The following is an 18550-nucleotide window of genomic DNA, read 5'->3' on the forward strand; positions in this document are numbered from 1 at the left end:
TATACTGAGTGTATTAGATGTATTAATACAGTATAGGAGGTGCCATATGATTCTGCTGGATTACAAAGACCGCAGGCCGATTTACGAGCAGGTCGTGGAAAAGCTGCAGGACCTGATGATATGCGGTGTTCTGGAACAGGACAGCCAGCTTCCGTCGGTCAGGAGTCTGGCCACGGATTTGTCCATTAATCCCAACACGATACAGCGGGCTTACGCGGAACTGGAACGACGCGGCTTTATTTACTCCGTAAAGGGGCGGGGAAGCTTCGTATCGGATACGAGTTCCATCAGGGCTCTAAAGGTGAGCGAGCTGCGGAAAGAGCTGGGCGGCTGGCTCTGTGAGGCGAGGAACGCAGGGGTGACGGAAGATAAGGTTCACTGCTGGGTTGCTGAGGACTGGAAGGGACAAAAATCTATGGTAAGGGAGGAAGAGCAGCGTGATAAAAGCGGAGAATCTGACGAAACGGTTTGATGATATGATTGCCGTGGATCATATTAATGCAGAGATTAAGGACGCCTCCGTGTTCGGTTTAATCGGGACGAACGGGGCGGGGAAGAGCACATTTTTAAGGATGATGAGCGGCGTTTTAAAACCCGATGAGGGAAGCGTCACGATCGATGGGAAGAATGTATTTGAGAGGGAGGACGTCAAGCAGCGGTTCTTCTACATATCGGATGAACAGTATTTTTTCAGCAATGCGACTCCGCTGGAGATGATGGAGTTCTACAGCCGTGTCTATCCGAAGTTTGATAAGACCAGATTTCACAAGCTGCTGTCTGGTTTCGAATTAAACGGCAGGAGAAAGGTCAATACATTTTCCAAGGGTATGAAGAAGCAGCTGTCTGTGATCTGCGGAATCTGTGCGAATACGGATTACTTATTCTGTGACGAGACGTTTGACGGCCTGGACCCTGTGATGAGGCAGGCGGTGAAGAGCATATTTGCAGGCGACATATCGGAGCGGAATCTGACTCCTATTATTGCTTCCCATAATCTGCGGGAGCTGGAGGATATTTGTGACCATGTGGGACTTCTTCACAAGGGAGGAATCCTGCTGTCCAGGGATTTGGATGATATGAAACTCAATATTCATAAGATTCAGTGCGTATTGAGAGAGGGAATGGACGCGGATGATTTAGTGGCATTCGACCGGCTTAAGACGGAGCGGAGAGGAAAGCTTATAACCATCACCGTGAGGGGAAGCCGGGAAGAGGCAGAAGCTTTGATGGAGTCCTATAGTCCGGTATTTTATGAGATTATTCCATTGTCCCTGGAAGAGATATTTATCAGTGAGACGGAGGTGGCAGGATATGACATCAAAAAACTTATTCTTTAATCTGATGAAAGAGGACTTGAAGCGGCGCCTCTGGGCGGTGGCGCTCACCTTCTTAACCTTCTTCTTTGCGATGCCGGTGGCTACGGCTTTGAGTCTCAGCGGCAGCAGAAACATGGAGGAAACGTACTACGGCCTGATGTATGGCGCCCGGTCGATCCTCGGCTTTCAAAATGGATTCATAGCAGTGATTATCGTGCTGCTGTCACTGATTCTGGGCGTGACCAGTTTTTCCTGGCTGCATTCCAGAAAAAAAGTGGATTTCTACCACTCGCTTCCGGTAAAGCGTGAAAAGCTGTTTTTTGTGAATTATCTGGACGGAGTGCTGATCCTGTTTTCTACATATGCGGTCAATTTACTGCTGGGCATACTGGTTGCCCTGTTGAACGGAATCGTCCCCGGGGATATCGTTCCGGAGGCTTTGGGGGCGTTTGGCTTCCTTTTGCTTCACTTTATCATGCTGTATTCCGTGACCGTGCTGGCCATGGTGATGACCGGCAATATTTTGGTGGGAATCCTGGGAACCGGCGTGTTCCATCTGTATTTTCCGGCGCTGCTCCTGCTTCTGGATGCGCTGTATCAGGAATTCTTTAAGACCAGCTATAACGGCGGAAGCAGTATCACATACAGGCTGCTCGATAAATGCTCTGCGCTGACGCTGTATATCAGCAACTATTCGGCATTTATGGATGGGGCGAAGAGCGGAAGCCTTGTATTAAGGATCTGCGCGGTGATTCTCGTTATCGCGGCGATAACGGCGGCAGCGGTTCTGCTTTACCGTGTGAGAGGTTCGGAGGCGGCCGGAAAGGCGATGGCGTTTAAGGTAAGCCAGCCAATCATCCGCATTCCGATTGTAATCCTCTCCGCACTCTGCGGCGGACTGTTCTTCTGGTATCTGCATGACAGTATCGGATGGGCGGTGTTTGGACTGATCTGCGGCCTGCTGCTGTCGCACTGTATAATCGAAATCATTTACCACTTTGATTTCAGGAAGCTGTTCTCCAGCAGGATTTCCATGGCGGTGTGCGCACTTGCCGCGGCGCTGATATTCTGTGGGTTCCGCTTTGACTTATTTGGCTACGACAAGTACATTCCGAAGCAGTCGGATCTGGAATCCGTGGCAGTCTCCCTGACGAATATGGAATACTGGGTGGACTACGGAAGTGCGAAAATGGACGATGAAGATGAGTATTACTGGGATTACGAGTCTTCCGACACATACATCTTCTCCCGTATGCAGCTCTCCGATATGGACACGGCGCTGGATCTCGTCTCAGAGGCGGTCAGCCAGGTGGAAAAAGAGAAAAAGCGTCAGTATCAGTGGGATTCTGAGGATAGAGATCATTACGTCAGTTTCTCGGTGAAGTTTAAACTGAAGAATGGCAGAGAAGTGTACCGTTCCTATGCTGTTTACGGTGATGAGGAGTACGATCTCATCAGGAAGATCTATGACAGCCAGGATTACCGCATGGCGGCTTATCCGGTGCTGGAACAGACTCCGGAGAATACCGGAAAGATCAAGGTAGTACAGAACAGCTGGACCAGAGATGTGACACGGGGCAGCAGTAAAGAGGGAATGGATTACGTCGATCTGATACTCCGCACCTATCAGGAGGAGATGGCGGGCCTGACTTCAGACGTGATGGAGCAGCAGAATCCGATCGCCCAGATTCAGTTTATGACTGATATACAGGTGCAGGCGGAAAAATCAAAGGAAAAGAACGGTTATTCCTGGAGATACAACAATGTGATGGACAGAGGCTACTACCCGGTATACCCGTCCTTTCAGAAGACCATTGGACTGCTGGAGGACTGCGGCATCAGGCTGACTACTGTGACCGATGCGGGCGAGGTGATAAGAGCCGATATTGATCTCTATCAGCTGGCGAAGAAGGACGACTCGAGATACTACGATAAGGATATTACTTCTCAGCTTACGGTTACGGATAAAGAAGAAGTGGCAGCTCTGATGGAGACGGCTAGGCTGGAGGATTATTCGAATATGAACCCGTTCAGTGAATGGGATGACCGGATCACATTTGAAGCGGTGGTGAAGGGCAGCAGCGGGCAGATCAGCCACGATTACAGCATCCGCAAAGCAGATATGCCGGAATTCTTAAAGAAGGAGTCGGAGCGTTTTAACAGAGAAGTGGAAACTGTCTCTGATTGACTTTTTCCTCCAATGACGATAAAATAGTAAGAGTGACAAGTCAAAGGAGGAACTACGTATGGCATTTTTGGAAGAATTGGGAAAGACCCTTACGGATACCGGTAAAGAAGTGGCCACAAAGGCAAAGGCACTTACGGAGACGATACAGTTAAAGACGCAGATCAGCACGGAGAAGACGAAGCTGGAGGAAGCCTATGCCGCCATCGGACGGATTTATTACGAATCCAACCGTGAGCCGGAAGAGGCCTATGCCAAGGTATACGATGCTGTTAAGGCCTGCAGGGAACGGATAGCAGCCCTGGAGATTGAACTGACCCAGAGCGAAGGCAGCCGGATCTGTGCAGTCTGCGGCGCAAAGGTTCCGAAGGATTCCTTATACTGCGGCAAATGCGGTGCTTCGATTAAGGAAGAAGCGGCGGAAAGCGAAGACGTGGACGCTGCTGCGGAAGAACAGGCGGCTTCCGAGGAAGAAGCAGAGCGCCCGGCAGGCGTTCCTGCTGCGGAAGAGGATGCATTTGTTCCGACGGAAGAGTATTAAACATAATTAAAAAGAGTGAAGGTATCAGGAGTGCTGTGCGGGGGACCGTATGGCACTCTGTTTTTGGTTACGGTTTGCGGCCCCTTTGTCCGCTCCCGCCGTCCGGTCTGTTCTGGCGGTTGGCATGACCTTTGCTGTGACTTTGCAGGGCATAAGCGGTTCTAAACGTGCAGTATTTTTCTAAAAGCCAGAGAAAATGCCCAAACTCGCTGCGCTCAAACAGGTGGGCATTTCCCCTGAACGAAAAATTCTGCGCGTTAAGAACCGCTAATGCCCTGCAAAGTCACAGCAAAGGTCATGCCAACCGCCAGAACAGACCGGACGGCGGGAGCGGACAAAGGGGCCGCGAACCGTAACCTGTTTTTTACATTTTTCCTAAATTTTGCAAACAGGTATGTAAATTTCAAGTAAAGTGTGGTAGACTAAATCCGATTCTAAAGAAATGAAGTACGATGAGGTACAAAGGAGATCCGCCATGAAGGCATATGGGAAACGGCTGGGGAAGATTGTGATTCTGGCAGCTGTTTTAAATTTTTTGATCGAGTTTATCAGCAGGAAGTCGTTTGCAGTGCTTTTGGCCTATGTGTTGGAAAGTCCGTTGGTCTTCCTTTTGAATACATGCATTATCGCCCTGCCGTTTACGGTGCTGTTTCTTACGAGGCGCAGGGTGTTTGGGGCAATCGTGCTGTCGATTGTCTGGCTGGGAATGGGAGTCGTGAACGGAATACTCCTGATTTTTCGGACGACTCCGTTTACGGCGGCGGATTTCAGGCTGATCAAGTACGCGGCCAATATTGCGACCACGTATTTCACCTGGATGCAGCTGGTTATGATAGCGGCGGCCCTGGTGGTGGTGACGGTATTCTGCGTGTTTGTGTGGCGGATTGCACCGGTCAGCCGGGAAAAGGTCAATTACGTCAAGGGCACGGCGGTTGTGGGGATCAGCGCGGCGGTGGTTCTGGGACTGACGACAGCTGCCATGAACACCGGGCTGGTGGCGGTGCGTTTCGGCAATATCGGAGCGGCGTTTCAGGCATACGGGTTCCCCTACTGCTTTGCCAATTCCATGTTTAACACGGGAATCTCCAAGCCGGAGGACTATGGTACGGAGACGATCGAGGTGATTAAGGCGGAGGAGCTGGTTCCGGAAAATACATATGCGGTCTCGGCCAGTACGAAGCCGAATGTCATTATGATCCAGCTGGAGTCCTTTTTCGACCCGCTCCTGTGGAAGAAGAATCCGGTGACGGGCAATCTTAAATCCGGTACGGGGGAGGACTACGATCCTATCCCATTTTTTCACCGTCTTCAGAAGAGCTATCCACACGGATATTTAAATGTGCCATCCGTTGGGGCGGGCACAGCCAATACGGAATTTGAAGCCATCACCGGGATGAATCTGGATTTCTTCGGACCAGGAGAGTATCCCTATAAAACCGTGCTGAAGAAGACCTCCTGTGAAAGCGTAGCCTTCGATTTAAAAAATCTCGGATATACGGCTCATGCCATCCATAACAATGAGGCGACATTCTATGACAGGAACAATGTGTTTGCCCAGATCGGATTTGATACGTTTACGCCCATTGAGTACATGAACAATATCGAGAGAAATCCGGCCGGTTGGTGTAAGGATAAGATCCTGGTCAAGGAGATCATTAAGACGCTGGATTCCACAGAAGGACCGGACTTTATCTATACCATATCGGTTCAGGGTCACGGAAAGTATCCAGATTTTGAGTATTACTGTGAGCAGATTAATGAGATGGATGATTTTATCCGTTCTCTTGTCAATACGCTCCGCACGCGGGAGGAACCGATCGTGCTTGTCATGTATGGTGACCATCTTCCCAGTTTCGAATGGACGGAAGATGAGATGATCAACAAATCCCTGTACCAGACGGAGTATGTGGTCTGGAACAACATGAATCTTCCGAAGAAGAAGGTGGATGTGGAAGCGTATCAGCTGGCCGCCCACGTGCTGGATATGCTGGGGATTCATGAGGGAACCATGATGCGGTTCCATCAGAACTATCTGGATGGCGGCATGGAGGATGAGGAGACGTATCTGGCCGATATGAAGGCGCTGGAATACGATATCCTGTACGGAGACAGGGAGGTGTATGGCAGGGAAAATCCCTACCAGACCACAGATTTACAGATGGGAATCGATCCCATCACCATTGATGATATTGTGTATAACGATTCCAATATTCTGGTGTACGGCGAGAATTTTACACCGTATTCCAAAATCTGCCTGGACGGAAAGGCGGTGGAGACCACATTCGTGTGGCCGGAACTGATCATTGCCAGGAATATTCCGGAGAAAAAAGTCACGGATGCTGATATTACGGTTTGGCAGATCGGAAGGGACAAGATTCCGCTGGGAGAGGGAGTCAGGGAAAAGGGGAAAGGATCATGAGCGACAACAGGGAATTGAAGGCAGTGTGCCGGGCATTTGAGAATAATGGAAATATACCCAGGGAGTATACCGGCTTTGGCAGAGATATATCACCGGGGTTTGAGTTAGAGAATCTCTGTGACAATGCGGTTTCGATTGCCGTGATTATGGATGATCTGGATATCCCGTTTATCCCGGCTTATAATCACTGGCTGATCTGGAACCTTCCGGCAATGGCCGTGATTCCGGAAAATATCCCCTGTGGAGCGGTTGTAAAAGAACTGGGAAATGCCGTGCAGGGGCGCGGGTATGGAAAAAACAGATACCGGGGACCGAAGCAGCCTGTTTTTGTAAGGAATACGCACAGATATGTTTTTCAGTTTTACGTCCTTGACTGCCTTCTTCCGCTGGAGGGAACTGCGGGGAAAAAGGAGCTTCTGAAGGCGATGGAAGGGCATGTGCTGCAAAAAGGAGAGCTGTGCGGGAAGTATAAGCGGGGGATGTAGGAGAGGAAACAGGCTGGAAATTGGTCGAAGATCAATTTGTTAAAAAAAGAATGCCTGAAGCAAACCCAGGGATCATACGTTGATCCGGTCTGCTTCAGGCATTCTTTTTATTGCGATTCCACTGATTACAAGGCATTCCGTATTTAAATTTTAATCAACTCGTATTCCTTATTTCCAAGACCGATTTTTACACCGTGTTCTACTGCGGTTTTCCAGTTGGTATCCGGGTGAACGTCTGTGAAGTGGTCGTGGTGCTCGCTGCCGTGCTTTTCCAGAATGCTTCCCGCAATAACCGGCTGGCTGTTGACGGCGTCCACACAAGCCATATCGAGGGCCACCGGATCGAAGGAGGCGAACATGCCGACATTGGGAATAATCGGGATATCGTTCTCGGAGTGGCAGTCACAGTTTGGCGAGACGTCTGTAACGAGGCTGATATGGAAGCAGGGACGGTCTTTCACGACTGCATACGTGTATTCCGCGATCTTGCAGTTTAAGATGTCGTTGGACTCATCACAGTCTGTCTCCACAGCATCCACCGGACAGACTCCGACACAGCGCCCGCAGCCGACACAGCGATTATGATCGATAGAGGCCTTTTTCTCCTGGAAGGAGATGGCTCCGTGCGCACAGTTTTTCTCGCAGGCGTGACAGCCGACACAGGTATCCTGCGCGACGTGGGGCTTCCCGGCGTTATGCATCTCCATCTTGCCGGCGCGGGAACCGCAGCCCATGCCGATGTTCTTTAAGGTGCCCCCGAAACCGGTGCTCTCATGGCCCTTGAAATGGGTCAGGGAGATGAAGATATCGGCATCCATGACGGCGCGTCCGATCTTTGCTTCCTTTATGTAGTCACCATCGATGGGCACCAGAGCCTCATCGGTGCCCTTTAAACCGTCGGCGATCAGAACGTGGCAGCCGGTAGAAAAGGGGGAAAAACCGTTCTCGTAAGCGGTGTCGAGGTGATCCAGGGCGTTCTTGCGGCTTCCGACATACAGCGTGTTGCAGTCGGTCAGAAACGGTTTTCCGCCGTTTTCACGAACCAGGTCTGCGACGACCTTTGCGTAGTTTGGACGGAGAAAAGATAAGTTGCCCAGTTCTCCAAAATGGATCTTGATTGCCGCGTATTTGTTCTGAAAATCAATCTCCTCCATGCCGGCAGTTTTAATAAGCCTCTTTAGCTTCTGCGGCAGATTTTCTGAAAATGTGGTGTGAAAATTCGTATAGTAAACCTTTGATTTATCCATGTGCACCTCCTGTGCGTGATTGATAAAAATTTCCATTTAGATATTATACTGTAAATGGGTGAGGAGTTCAAGATGTTTTCTTTGTTTCCGTAACTCCGCAGTAACAGTTCAGCCTTCGCAGACAGGATATTGAATTATGGAAAATTTTGTGATAAACTAGGGAGAAAATATGACTTAACAACACAGGAGGAAGAATCATGAGCCAGAATAAGCGTTCCAGAGAGACAGTTTGTATTCAGGGTGGATGGCAGCCGAAGAGCGGAGAACCCAGAGTACTTCCGATCTATCAGAGTACTACATTTAAATATGATGACAGCGATAAGATGGGCAGACTGTTCGATCTGGAGGACGAGGGATATTTCTATACCCGCTTAGCCAATCCGACGAACGACGCGGTGGCATCGAAAATATGTGAACTGGAGGGCGGCGTGGCTGCGATGCTGACATCCTCAGGACAGGCAGCGTCATTTTTCTCTATTTTAAATATCTGCGGGGAGGGAGATCACGTGATCAGTTCTGCGGCAATCTATGGCGGAACGACCAATCTCTTTACCGTGACACTTAAGAAACTGGGAATTGATTCGACTCTGGTGGATCCGGATGCGACAGAGGAAGAGCTGGAGAAGGCATTTAAGCCGAATACGAAGGCGGTATTTGGTGAGACTATCGCCAATCCGGCCCTGGTGGTTCTGGATATTGAAAAGTTTGCGAGGGCAGCACACAGACACGGCGTGCCGCTGATTATTGACAATACGTTTGCAACTCCGATCAACTGCCGTCCGTTTGAGTGGGGCGCCGATATTGTGACCCATTCTACCACAAAGTACATGGACGGCCATGCAACCTGCGTGGGCGGCTGCATCGTGGACAGCGGCAATTTTGATTGGGAAGCGAATGCGGAGAAGTTCCCCGGACTGACCACTCCGGATGAATCTTATCACGGCATCGTTTATACACAGAAATTCGGAAAGATGGCCTATATTATGAAAGCGACGGCTCAGCTTATGCGTGATCTTGGCTCTATCCAGTCCCCGATGAACGCATTCCTTTTAAATCTTGGCCTGGAGACGCTGCATTTACGTGTGCCGCGCCACTGTGAGAACGCGCTGCGCGTGGCGGAATACTTAAAAACCCGCGATGACGTGGAGTGGGTAAACTATCCGGGATTAAAGGGGGACAAGTACTATGATCTGGCTCAGAAGTACATGCCGGACGGAACCTGCGGCGTAATTTCCTTTGGACTGAAGGGGGGACGCGACGCGGCCGTTACATTTATGGACCGCCTGAAGCTGGCCGCCATCGTGACTCATGTTGCGGATGCGCGTACTTCCGTGCTTCATCCGGCAAGCCATACCCACAGACAGCTGACCGATGAGCAGCTGGTGGAAGCGGGCGTGGATCCTTCTATGATCCGCTTCAGTGTTGGAATCGAGAACGTGGATGATATTATTGAAGATATCCGCCAGGCACTGGAATAGAGACAGGCGGCAGAAACGAAAAGAATAAGGTATCTGGTCGGTACAGAGGAACCCGGCAGGCATGATTTTTATGCCTGCCGGGTTCTTTTTGTGCGCCGGGAGCTCTAGTACAGCATTGCGTAATTAACAGTGAATGCTGTACTAGTTATCTCGCAAAAAAGCCCATATCTTCTCCGGAATCAAGTGACGTTATCCGGTGAGATTCCATGCTGTCCCTGTTTTTTGCCTTCCATTTCCGCGGTGAAGTGCCCGTTACCATCTGAAACTGGCGGTTAAAGCTGGAGAGTGTGGAAAACCCCACCATTTTGGATATCTCACTGACGGGTGTATTTGTATGTACCAGAAAGTAGCACGCCTGCCGGATCCTCAGATGATGGATATAGTCGAGCGGCGGCAAATGGATGATTTCCTCAAAGATCCTGCGAAAATGTGGCTCGCTCAGTCCGCAGAGTGCCGCCAGACCGGGCACGGTTATTTTCTGGCTGTAGAAGCTCCGGATGTGCAGAATAGCTGGATAGATACGCAGATTCTGCCTGGCCTCGCCGCTGATTTTCCGATCGGGACAGATGCGGAGATACTCTGTAATAAAGGCCATGAAAAGGCCTCTTAAGGCGTCCCGGTACCCGGTTTCATGGTGATAGAATTCCTCGAACATCCTGCATACAAAGAAAATCAGAGCGGGATGCTCCTGTTTCGAAAATAAATTGGAGAACTGCGGATCGTCAAAGAGAAGGCGGCTGTCTTTTGCGATTAAGTGAAAATCGCCGGTAGGAAACATAAGCTTGGGATCGAAAAGGATATACTCCCAGTGGCTGACCACGCGGCTGTCACTGCAGGAAATATGAATTGTATTTTCTGGAATGATGCAGATATCACCTTCAGAAAATGCAAGAGCCTTCTGCTCGACGTAGAATGTGCCATGACCGCTTAAACAGTATCCGATCTCCATGCAGTTGTGAAAATGCATGGAATCGGCATGATCGGGAAGAATCCACCGGTCTCCCAGGAAAGCAAAGGAAGGGAATTCCAATGGAAGATTATAATGGCGATATTGAAGATCAGTCGATGACGGTGATCGATTTTGCATAGTTTTCGCTCCTTCATGCAAAGAATTTTTATATTACATCCGCTATACTTCTCATATCAGTACAGACAATCCTTCCTGCAAAAATGAAAGGAATGATACCTGTAAAAGAAGGAAAGGAGGTTATATGACGGAAACTGGAATCGATGCTGTAAGGCGATGGATGGAGAGTCATCGCAATGACATTATAGAAGATATGAGAAGAATTGTAAATATCCGCAGTGTTTCAGAACCGGACTCCGATGTGCTTCCGTTTGGAAAGGGATGCCGGAAGGTATTGGATACCATGCTGGAACTGGCGGCCGGGAAAGGCTTTAAAACGGATTGCTTCAATTATTACGGCGGGAAAATATCGTTTGCTTCCGGCAGTGGGAAGGAAATTGGAATCTGGTCTCATTTGGATGTGGTGCCGGAGGGAAACGGCTGGACCTATCCGCCCTATGAAATGACTGTTGTGGATGATTTCCTCATAGGGAGAGGCGTTCAGGACAATAAATCATCGGCAGTGGGAATCCTCTATGTGCTGCTCTATCTGAAAGAATTCGTTTCCCTTAACTGTAATTACAGTCTCTATGTGGGATGCAGTGAGGAAAATACGATGGATGATGCCGCCTATATGATTGCTCATGTGCCAATGCCGGAGGTGTCTCTGGTGGCCGACTGCGGATTTCCGGTCTGCCATGGGGAAAAGGGGAATTTAAGTCTGGTGTTTGAGACACGGGAGCTTCTGCCCGAAACAGTTATTTCCGTGGAAGGGGGTAGCAGTGCCAACTCGATCCCCGATCAGGCTCGTATCGTATATCGCTCCGGCGTAGTGACAAAAGAGCAGAAGGAGCGTCTCCGGTTATCTCCTGAAATAACGGTTATGGATGGGGAACATGGAACTGTAGTGGAAGCTTCCGGAAGAGCGGCCCACATCATCAGTCCGGAGCAGGGAAAAAGTGCGGTGACAAATCTGGCGAAAGAATTGATGGCCTGCGGCCTGAATGAGAGGAGTGCCGGAGAAAATCAATGGATAGAGTTTTTGCGTGACTGCGGACGCGACGGCTATGGGACAGGAATCGGCGCTGCGGTATCGGACACGGTATCCGGCTGTCTGGTGGGGGGAATTACCGGCCTGGCAGTCACTTACGGCAGTGAGAGAAGGCTTAAAATCACAGCAGACTACCGGTATCCTGTTTTGGACAGCCGGGGCGCCTGCTCCGACGGTTCGGAGACTCTGGAAAAAATGCGGGAGGCGGCCCGCCGTTACGGTCTAAAGCTGTGTGTCAGGAAGAATTCGGGAGCCATGTACTGCCCTGCTGATAATCCGGTGGTGCAGTGTCTGACAGACAGCTACCATAAATATTCTGGCTATGATAATCCGGCATACACGATGAGCGGCGGTACCTATGCAAGAAAACTGCCGGGAGGTCTGGGGTTTGGCATGGCGCTGCCGGGAAAGAAGGTATACCGTCCGGATCCGGCACGGCCGGTCGGTGACTTTCATCAGGCGGACGAGTCGATCTGTATCAGCCAGCTTTTGGAAGCCATGGCCATTTATACCATGTGCCTGATTGACTTAGACAGACATATATGACTGCCTGCAGCTGTGATGTGGTTATATAAATAATTAAGACAGAAAATTGGAGGAAAGTATGACAAAGACAGAGCGCCTGATGAAGGCATTTGAGAATGAGAAAGCAGACCGGGTACCAGTGGGATTCTGGTTCCATCTGCCGGAAGATATGGAGTTGGATCAGGAGTGTGTGGATGCACATATTGATTATTTTCATCGGTGTAATGTAGATATGGTGAAAATTATGTGCGATGGGTATTTTGATTATCCGAATTCCATAATTTCCCAGATAAAAGAGCCGGAAGACTGGTTTAAAATGATCCCTATGGGTCAGGATCATCCATTTATTACCGGTCAGGTGAAACGGGCGAAGGAGATTGTGAAGAGATTGGACGGAGAGGCGTGCGCTTTCTACAACGTATTCTGCCCCATGTCATATTTGCGGTTCGCGACATCCGATGAACTGCTGATGAATCATCTGCGGCAGAATCCGGAGGCAGTACTTTATGCCATGGACGTCATCGCCCAGGATGCGGCGCTTCTGTCCGAACTGCTGATCCGGGAAGCTGGCTGTACGGGAATTTATTACTGTGTACAGAATGCGGAGGAGTACCGTTTTACGGCGGAGGAGTACCGTAAGTACGTGAGACCGGGGGATTTAAAGGTCTTAGAGCACGCTAACCGGTTCAGTGATCATAATATTCTGCACTGCTGTGGATGGGCCGGGGATAAAAACCGGGTGGAGGTGTGGCAGGATTATCCGGCAAAGGTGATCAACTGGGCCACCTTCATCGAAGACATGGACTTGACAGAGGGAAAGGCATTCTTCGGCGGCAGATGTGTGCTGGGCGGATTTGATAACAGGCCTCAGGGCGTGCTTTGCTCCGGGACGAAGGAGGAAGTGGAGGCGTATACCGCAGCACTTCTTGAAAAACACGGAACCAGAGGAGTGGTTATCGGCGCCGACTGTACACTTCCGAGAAATATTGATTTAAACAGGATTTCCTGGGTAGTCGAAGCAGTCGGGAAATATGGGAGAGGAGAATAGGTTATGAATTATGCGGCAAAGGATACCCGCTATGACACCATGGTTTACAATCGGTGCGGAGCGGGCGGATTAAAGCTTCCGGCCATGTCATTTGGCCTCTGGCATAATTTCGGATATGGCAGCACATACAGCAATGCCAGGGAAATGGTGCTGGGCGCATTCGATATGGGAATTACACATTTTGATCTGGCCAACAATTATGGGCCGCCGGAGGGATCCGCAGAGGAGACCTTTGGAAAGATTTTGCAGAGCGATCTGGGAAAATACCGGGATGAACTGATTATTTCCACAAAGGCAGGGTACTACATGTGGCCTGGTCCTTACGGAGACGGCGGTTCCAAAAAATATCTGACGGCTTCCTTAGACCAGAGCTTAAAACGCATGGGACTGGATTATGTGGATATCTACTACCATCACAGGCCCGACAAAGAGACGCCGTTGTGGGAGACAATGGATGCGCTGGCTGGGCTGGTGCACCAGGGGAAAGCACTTTACATAGGATTGTCGAACTACAACCGGGAAGAGCTTATGGAAGCAGTGGCAATTTTGAAGGAACTGAAGGTTCCGTGCACCATTCATCAGCATCACTATTCTATGGTGTACAGAGAAAATGAAAAACTGCTGCCTGTCATTGAGGCGTCGGGGATGGGGGCGATCGCATTCTGTCCTCTGGAACAAGGTATTCTGACCGGTAAATATTTAAACGGGATTCCAGGGGATTCCAGAGCGGCCGGACACAGTGTGTTCCTGTCTGAGAAGCAGATTACGCCTGAGACTTTGGAGATGACCTCGTCATTAAATGAAGTAGCTGCGGAGCGTGGGCAGTCTCTGGCTCAGATGGCTCTGGTATGGGCTCTGGAAGCAGGCAGGCTGAGCAGCGTGATCCTGGGGGCCAGCAGACTGGCACAGCTGGAGGAAAATGTGGCTGCACTGAAGAACAGGGAATTTACATCGGAAGAGAAAAGACGGATCGAAGAGATCCTCAAATAAAAAAAGGAGAGGTATATGATGATGAAAAAAAGATTACTGGCACTTGGCATGGCAGGCGTGATGGCATTCTCACTGGCAGGATGCGGATCGGGAAACGGCAGCGCAGGAACAGAGGGGGGCGCGAAGACGGAGAGCAAAACCGAGGCTGAGGCGGGGACTGAGAATGGGACCGCCGGGGGCGGCGGTGAAAAAGTAAAGCTGACATTCTATGACTGGAGTGACGAGCAGTCATACCTTGATCCTGCCGTGGCGGCGTATAATGCCCAGAGCGACGTGGCCGAGGTGGAGGTGGTTTATTTCCCGCCGACCGAGTACGCGGATAAGATACTGGCGTCCTTCTCCAGCGGGGTGGAGTTCGACGTTTTGGGTGTCAATGGAATTGCTCCCTACGGAGATTATCAGAATAAAAAGACAATTCAGGATATCACTTCTTACGTAGAGCAGTCCGGTCTGGATACCTCTGTATACGGACAGGTATTCGAGGAGTGCAATCAGGAGGGGATCTTCGGCCTTCCTTACCGTCAGGCGGTATGGCTGCTTTTTATCAATGAGGAACTGTTTGAGAAAGCCGGATTAGACGTTCCTACAGAGCAGCTTACCTGGAACGAGTACCGGGAGCTGGCAAAAAAATTGACGAAGGACAAAACGTACGGCGGCCTGGTTGGCATGGATAACTTTGTCTATATGCAGCAGATGGGCGGAAGTGTTATGGATGAGGACACCACAATTATCCGGGAAAATCTGGAACTCTGGAAAGCGCTCCACGAGGATGGAAGTCACGTACCGTTTGAGGAAAAACTGGAGATGGGGCAGAATGTGGGATCACTTTTCACCACAGCTCCGGCTGAGACTGTCGCCATGTTCCAGAATGGTACATGGGGTGTCGCTGCTTACAATCTAAAGTATGAGAGCGGTGAAATGCCATTCAAGTATAAAGTAATGCCAATGCCTATTCCGGAAGGCTCCAGGGACTATACGGCGCCGTGCTCCATGAATTTTCTCTCTGTATCAAAAACCAGCAAACATCCGGCTGAGGCTTACGATTTTATTCAGTGGATGTGCACCCATGACGGAGCTAAGATCATTGCAGAAAACAGTACGCTGACCGCGTACAATGATGACGAGATCAAGGATATTTACTTAAAGGCAGCGGAGCAGTCCGACGACACTCTTGCAAAAATTGTATTCTCGGAAAACAATGCCATCGATACAAAATACCATCCCAAGTATGCTGAGGTAGAGACGATCCTGAAGGAGGAGATGGAGCTGTATATGGTAGGTGAGCAGGATATCGATACCACGATGAAAAATTTTGAATCGAGAAGAGCTGATGTGATCAATTAAACGTGTGGGAGACGTGATGTCCGGCTGATAAGCCGGATATCCGTCTGCACGGGTTTACGCAGGAAGGAGTGGTACGATTGAAGAATCAGAAGAAAACAAAAATCAAAATTTCGAAAATGGCCAGGAGAGAGGAAATAGCCGGATACTTGTTTTTGCTGCCAAATATGATCGGTTTTTTCATATTTACACTGGTACCGGTCGTATGGGGACTGCTGCTGTCACTGACAAATTACGACGGATTCAGTGATGCGGCATTTGTAGGTCTTGCTAATTTTAAGAAGCTGTTTCGCGACGACTATTTTTATACATCGCTGCGAAATAATATTTATTATTCCATAGTCAGTGTGACACTCACACTATTATTTGGGCTGCTGCTGGCCGTGCTGCTTCAGCAGAAGCTAAAGGGAAGCGAAGTATTTAAGACAATCTTTTTCTTCCCGCAGCTGACGTCCAGCGTGGCCTTTGGCGTGATCTTTATGGCGCTGTTTCGCGGAGAAGGCCCGGTGAACAGTGTTCTCACCATACTGGGAATGGCAAATCCGCCGAAATGGCTGACTTCGACAGCATGGTCCATGACGACGATTACCATTGTCTCAATCATCAAAAATATGGGGTATTATATGGTTTTGTTTCTGTCGGGCTTACAGTCTGTCTCAGAAGAACTTTATGAGGCGGCTTCCCTTGACGGGGCAGGTCCATGGAAAAAGTTTAAAAGCATTACGCTGCCTCTTTTATCACCAACCACGTTTCTTTGTACTGTCATGTGCATCATCAATTCCTTCAAGGTATTCGACCTGGTAAATATTATGACAGACGGCGGTCCGGGACGTTCCTCCAATGTTCTGGTATACAGGATTTATCAGGAAGCTTTTCAGAACTACAAGTTTGGCTATGCCTCGGCCTATGCCGTAGTGTTATTTGTACTTGTATTTATTGTGACTATGATCCAGTTCCAGGGACAGAAAAAATGGGTAAATTATTAGAGAGGAGATTCCTATGAACAAGAGTACAGCAGAACGCATTACCGGTAAGGTATTATCTTACCTCGTATTCTTTTGTTTTGCGGCAGTGACAATCCTGCCATTTCTGTGGATGACCTCCACCGCGTTTAAATTCGAGCAGGACGTTTTCCGGTTTCCCATCGAGTGGATTCCTTCCTCGATCCGCTGGAAAAATTTTCAGGATGTATTTACGAAAATTCCGTATTTAAATTACTATTGGAATTCAATCAGGCTGTCGGTCATTATTACAGTACTGACACTGCTGACCAGCTCGCTGGCAGCCTATTCCTTTGCAAAACTCCGCTATCGCGGACGGGACCAGCTATTCCTTTTATATCTGGCCACACTTATGGTGCCGTGGCAGGTCATCATGATCCCTCAGTTTATGGTAATCTCGAAGCTGAAGCTGGCGGATACCCATCTGTCATTAATCCTGACCCAGAGCTTCACTCCATTTGGAGTATTCCTGCTCAGACAGGCATTTATGGGGATTTCGGAGGAGTACTCCCAGGCGGCAAAAATTGATGGCTGTACCCATCTGGAAATCTGTTTCAGGATCATCCTGCCTATGGTAAAACCGGGGCTTTCGGCACTGACCATATTCACATTTATGGGCTGCTGGAACGACTACCTGGCCCCACTGATTTTCCTTACCTCCAACAGCAAAAGAACGCTCCAGCTGGGACTGAAATACTTCCAGGCGGAACACAGTACTTCGTTTGCACTTTTAATGGCGGGCACCTTAATGGCGCTTATTCCGGTCCTGATCGTGTACGTGATGGCACAGAAGCAGATTATTAAAGGAATGGCTAATGCGGGCGGCATCAAAGGTTAGAGCGTACGCTGGGAAGATAGGGGGAATATCTGACATTTTTCTTCCGGACGCTGCACTTTTCCTGGCGCCATTTACTGGGACTTTTCTGGTAAGACTTGAGGAACGCGCGGTTAAAGGCGGAGAGAGACTGAAAACCGGATTCCAATGCGATATCCAGGATGCTCATTTCCGTGCTGTAGAGCAGCTCGCACGCCTTCTGGAGCTTTACCATTCGAATGTAATCCGCAGGACTCTGTGTCATTATCTGTTTAAAGATCCTGCCAAACTGGGCGACGCTTAAATGGCAGGCGCCGGCGAGCTGAGCGGTAGTTATAAAAGTGGCGTTATTGCTGCCAATGAGCTCCAGCGCCGGAAGAATCGGCGTCATATCCCGCAGTCTCTCGAAGGAATGAACGGTATTTTCCAGTCCGTTGATCCGGGATAGCTCTACCATCATGGCCAGAATCAGTCCGCGGACAGTATTATGATAGTAGGGACGCTTTCGGCGCAGTTCATCGAAGACAGATATGATCAACTGATACAGAACACGAAAACGCTCCATGGGAAATACACAGGAGCAGCCTTGATTTCTGTTATACCAGAGAAGATGCTCCGGTATACCATTTGGATAGAACGGCTTTAAAAGTTCCTCGGGACTGAAATAGAGATATTCGCAGTCTTCCCCTTCCTGCCCCTCCCGGTTTTGAGAGATATGGATGGTATAAGGCGGGATTACACTGATATCACCGGTGCAGAAGCGCTCATGACTGTCTTCTACATAAAGGTCCTTTCCGCCGGCGTGACAGATTCCGATTTCCACGCAGTTGTGGAAATGGAGGTAGGTCAGGGGACCGCTGCTTCCGGGGGAGAAGGAGAATTCGCCTTGCAGAAGAGCTATGCAGGGAAAGCTTTCGGGAAGTTTGTATTCCCTGTATTCTAATTCGACTAAATAACCGTGATACTGGAACATTGGGCCCATCTCCTGTTTTAAGTAACAATATAACTATCATACTCTGTCCATTTCTTCTTGTAAAGCAGGA

At 49.5% G+C, this 18550-nt stretch carries 16 protein-coding genes; 13 read left to right on the top strand and 3 right to left on the bottom strand.

What is annotated here, in order from left to right; all coding sequences use genetic code 11:
- Positions 1-46: 46 nt before the first annotated feature.
- The 6 genes from M1L66_RS13005 to M1L66_RS13030 all read left to right on the top strand — a co-directional run bounded on the left by M1L66_RS13005 (position 47) and on the right by M1L66_RS13030 (position 6946).
- Positions 47-472 carry a GntR family transcriptional regulator gene (locus tag M1L66_RS13005; protein WP_187020797.1) on the top strand — a complete coding sequence of 142 codons (426 nt, stop codon included), beginning with the start codon at positions 47-49 and terminating at the stop codon, positions 470-472.
- Positions 438-1337: an ABC transporter ATP-binding protein gene (locus M1L66_RS13010; protein ID WP_187020796.1), complete on the top strand. Its 900-nt coding sequence runs from the start codon at positions 438-440 to the stop codon at positions 1335-1337. Before M1L66_RS13005 ends, M1L66_RS13010 begins: the two co-directional genes overlap by 35 nt.
- Positions 1312-3504 carry a DUF6449 domain-containing protein gene (locus M1L66_RS13015; RefSeq protein ID WP_187020794.1) on the top strand — a complete coding sequence of 731 codons (2193 nt, stop codon included), beginning with the start codon at positions 1312-1314 and terminating at the stop codon, positions 3502-3504. The genes M1L66_RS13010 and M1L66_RS13015 overlap by 26 nt, the downstream gene beginning before the upstream one ends.
- Before the next feature lie 58 nt (positions 3505-3562).
- The gene (locus tag M1L66_RS13020) at positions 3563-4042 is read left to right on the top strand and encodes a zinc ribbon domain-containing protein (RefSeq protein WP_002600062.1); all 480 of its coding nucleotides are present in this window, start codon (positions 3563-3565) and stop codon (positions 4040-4042) included.
- 475 nt (positions 4043-4517) lie between these two features.
- Entirely contained in the window at positions 4518-6461 is a 1944-nt protein-coding gene (locus M1L66_RS13025; RefSeq protein ID WP_187020792.1) for an LTA synthase family protein, read from the top strand.
- Positions 6458-6946 carry a YbhB/YbcL family Raf kinase inhibitor-like protein gene (locus M1L66_RS13030; RefSeq protein WP_434693439.1) on the top strand — a complete coding sequence of 163 codons (489 nt, stop codon included), beginning with the start codon at positions 6458-6460 and terminating at the stop codon, positions 6944-6946. The genes M1L66_RS13025 and M1L66_RS13030 overlap by 4 nt, the downstream gene beginning before the upstream one ends.
- Before the next feature lie 143 nt (positions 6947-7089).
- Here M1L66_RS13030 and M1L66_RS13035 read toward each other — a convergent pair whose 3' ends face one another.
- Positions 7090-8193: a DUF362 domain-containing protein gene (locus M1L66_RS13035; RefSeq protein WP_187020788.1), complete on the bottom strand. Its 1104-nt coding sequence runs from the start codon at positions 8191-8193 to the stop codon at positions 7090-7092.
- A 197-nt stretch (positions 8194-8390) separates the two neighbouring features.
- Between M1L66_RS13035 and M1L66_RS13040 the strand changes: the two genes are divergently transcribed.
- Positions 8391-9671 (top strand): O-acetylhomoserine aminocarboxypropyltransferase/cysteine synthase family protein, encoded by a 1281-nt coding sequence (locus M1L66_RS13040; protein WP_187020786.1) that lies wholly within the window; start codon positions 8391-8393, stop codon positions 9669-9671.
- Between the two features lie 145 nt (positions 9672-9816).
- Here M1L66_RS13040 and M1L66_RS13045 read toward each other — a convergent pair whose 3' ends face one another.
- On the bottom strand, positions 9817-10758 hold the full coding sequence (locus M1L66_RS13045) for a helix-turn-helix domain-containing protein (protein ID WP_002600056.1): 942 nt from the start codon (positions 10756-10758) through the stop codon (positions 9817-9819).
- 124 nt (positions 10759-10882) lie between these two features.
- On the opposite strand from M1L66_RS13045, the gene M1L66_RS13050 reads away from it, so the two are divergent.
- The 6 genes from M1L66_RS13050 (at position 10883) to M1L66_RS13075 (ending at position 17531) form a co-directional block, all read left to right on the top strand.
- On the top strand, positions 10883-12334 hold the full coding sequence (locus M1L66_RS13050; RefSeq protein WP_434693442.1) for a Sapep family Mn(2+)-dependent dipeptidase: 1452 nt from the start codon (positions 10883-10885) through the stop codon (positions 12332-12334).
- Between the two features lie 58 nt (positions 12335-12392).
- Positions 12393-13361, top strand: coding sequence for a uroporphyrinogen decarboxylase family protein (locus M1L66_RS13055; RefSeq protein WP_434693444.1), 969 nt, complete (start codon positions 12393-12395; stop codon positions 13359-13361).
- 3 nt (positions 13362-13364) lie between these two features.
- Entirely contained in the window at positions 13365-14351 is a 987-nt protein-coding gene (locus M1L66_RS13060) for an aldo/keto reductase (RefSeq protein WP_187020781.1), read from the top strand.
- Between the two features lie 15 nt (positions 14352-14366).
- Positions 14367-15695 (top strand): ABC transporter substrate-binding protein, encoded by a 1329-nt coding sequence (locus M1L66_RS13065; protein WP_434693447.1) that lies wholly within the window; start codon positions 14367-14369, stop codon positions 15693-15695.
- 77 nt (positions 15696-15772) lie between these two features.
- The gene (locus M1L66_RS13070) at positions 15773-16678 is read left to right on the top strand and encodes a carbohydrate ABC transporter permease (protein WP_025531018.1); all 906 of its coding nucleotides are present in this window, start codon (positions 15773-15775) and stop codon (positions 16676-16678) included.
- A 13-nt stretch (positions 16679-16691) separates the two neighbouring features.
- Entirely contained in the window at positions 16692-17531 is an 840-nt protein-coding gene (locus M1L66_RS13075; RefSeq protein WP_002600050.1) for a carbohydrate ABC transporter permease, read from the top strand.
- Here the strand turns inward: M1L66_RS13075 and M1L66_RS13080 are convergent.
- Positions 17521-18480 (bottom strand): AraC family transcriptional regulator, encoded by a 960-nt coding sequence (locus M1L66_RS13080; RefSeq protein WP_187020778.1) that lies wholly within the window; start codon positions 18478-18480, stop codon positions 17521-17523. The two genes, M1L66_RS13075 and M1L66_RS13080, sit on opposite strands and share 11 nt — an antisense overlap.
- Between the last annotated feature and the right edge of the window lie 70 nt (positions 18481-18550).

Source organism: Hungatella sp. SB206 (genome assembly GCF_051132295.1).
In the GTDB taxonomy this organism is placed as follows: Bacteria; Bacillota; Clostridia; order Lachnospirales; family Lachnospiraceae; genus Hungatella; species Hungatella effluvii.

Coding starts and splice junctions, on each gene's coding strand:
- M1L66_RS13055 (WP_434693444.1), top strand. CDS start 12,393: ATGACAAAGACAGAGCGCCTGATGAAGGCATTTGAGAATGAGAAAGCA.
- M1L66_RS13045 (WP_002600056.1), bottom strand. CDS start 10,758: ATGCAAAATCGATCACCGTCATCGACTGATCTTCAATATCGCCATTAT.
- M1L66_RS13075 (WP_002600050.1), top strand. CDS start 16,692: ATGAACAAGAGTACAGCAGAACGCATTACCGGTAAGGTATTATCTTAC.
- M1L66_RS13025 (WP_187020792.1), top strand. CDS start 4,518: ATGAAGGCATATGGGAAACGGCTGGGGAAGATTGTGATTCTGGCAGCT.
- M1L66_RS13060 (WP_187020781.1), top strand. CDS start 13,365: ATGAATTATGCGGCAAAGGATACCCGCTATGACACCATGGTTTACAAT.
- M1L66_RS13035 (WP_187020788.1), bottom strand. CDS start 8,193: ATGGATAAATCAAAGGTTTACTATACGAATTTTCACACCACATTTTCA.
- M1L66_RS13030 (WP_434693439.1), top strand. CDS start 6,458: ATGAGCGACAACAGGGAATTGAAGGCAGTGTGCCGGGCATTTGAGAAT.
- M1L66_RS13020 (WP_002600062.1), top strand. CDS start 3,563: ATGGCATTTTTGGAAGAATTGGGAAAGACCCTTACGGATACCGGTAAA.
- M1L66_RS13040 (WP_187020786.1), top strand. CDS start 8,391: ATGAGCCAGAATAAGCGTTCCAGAGAGACAGTTTGTATTCAGGGTGGA.
- M1L66_RS13005 (WP_187020797.1), top strand. CDS start 47: ATGATTCTGCTGGATTACAAAGACCGCAGGCCGATTTACGAGCAGGTC.
- M1L66_RS13065 (WP_434693447.1), top strand. CDS start 14,367: ATGATGATGAAAAAAAGATTACTGGCACTTGGCATGGCAGGCGTGATG.
- M1L66_RS13050 (WP_434693442.1), top strand. CDS start 10,883: ATGACGGAAACTGGAATCGATGCTGTAAGGCGATGGATGGAGAGTCAT.
- M1L66_RS13015 (WP_187020794.1), top strand. CDS start 1,312: ATGACATCAAAAAACTTATTCTTTAATCTGATGAAAGAGGACTTGAAG.
- M1L66_RS13080 (WP_187020778.1), bottom strand. CDS start 18,480: ATGTTCCAGTATCACGGTTATTTAGTCGAATTAGAATACAGGGAATAC.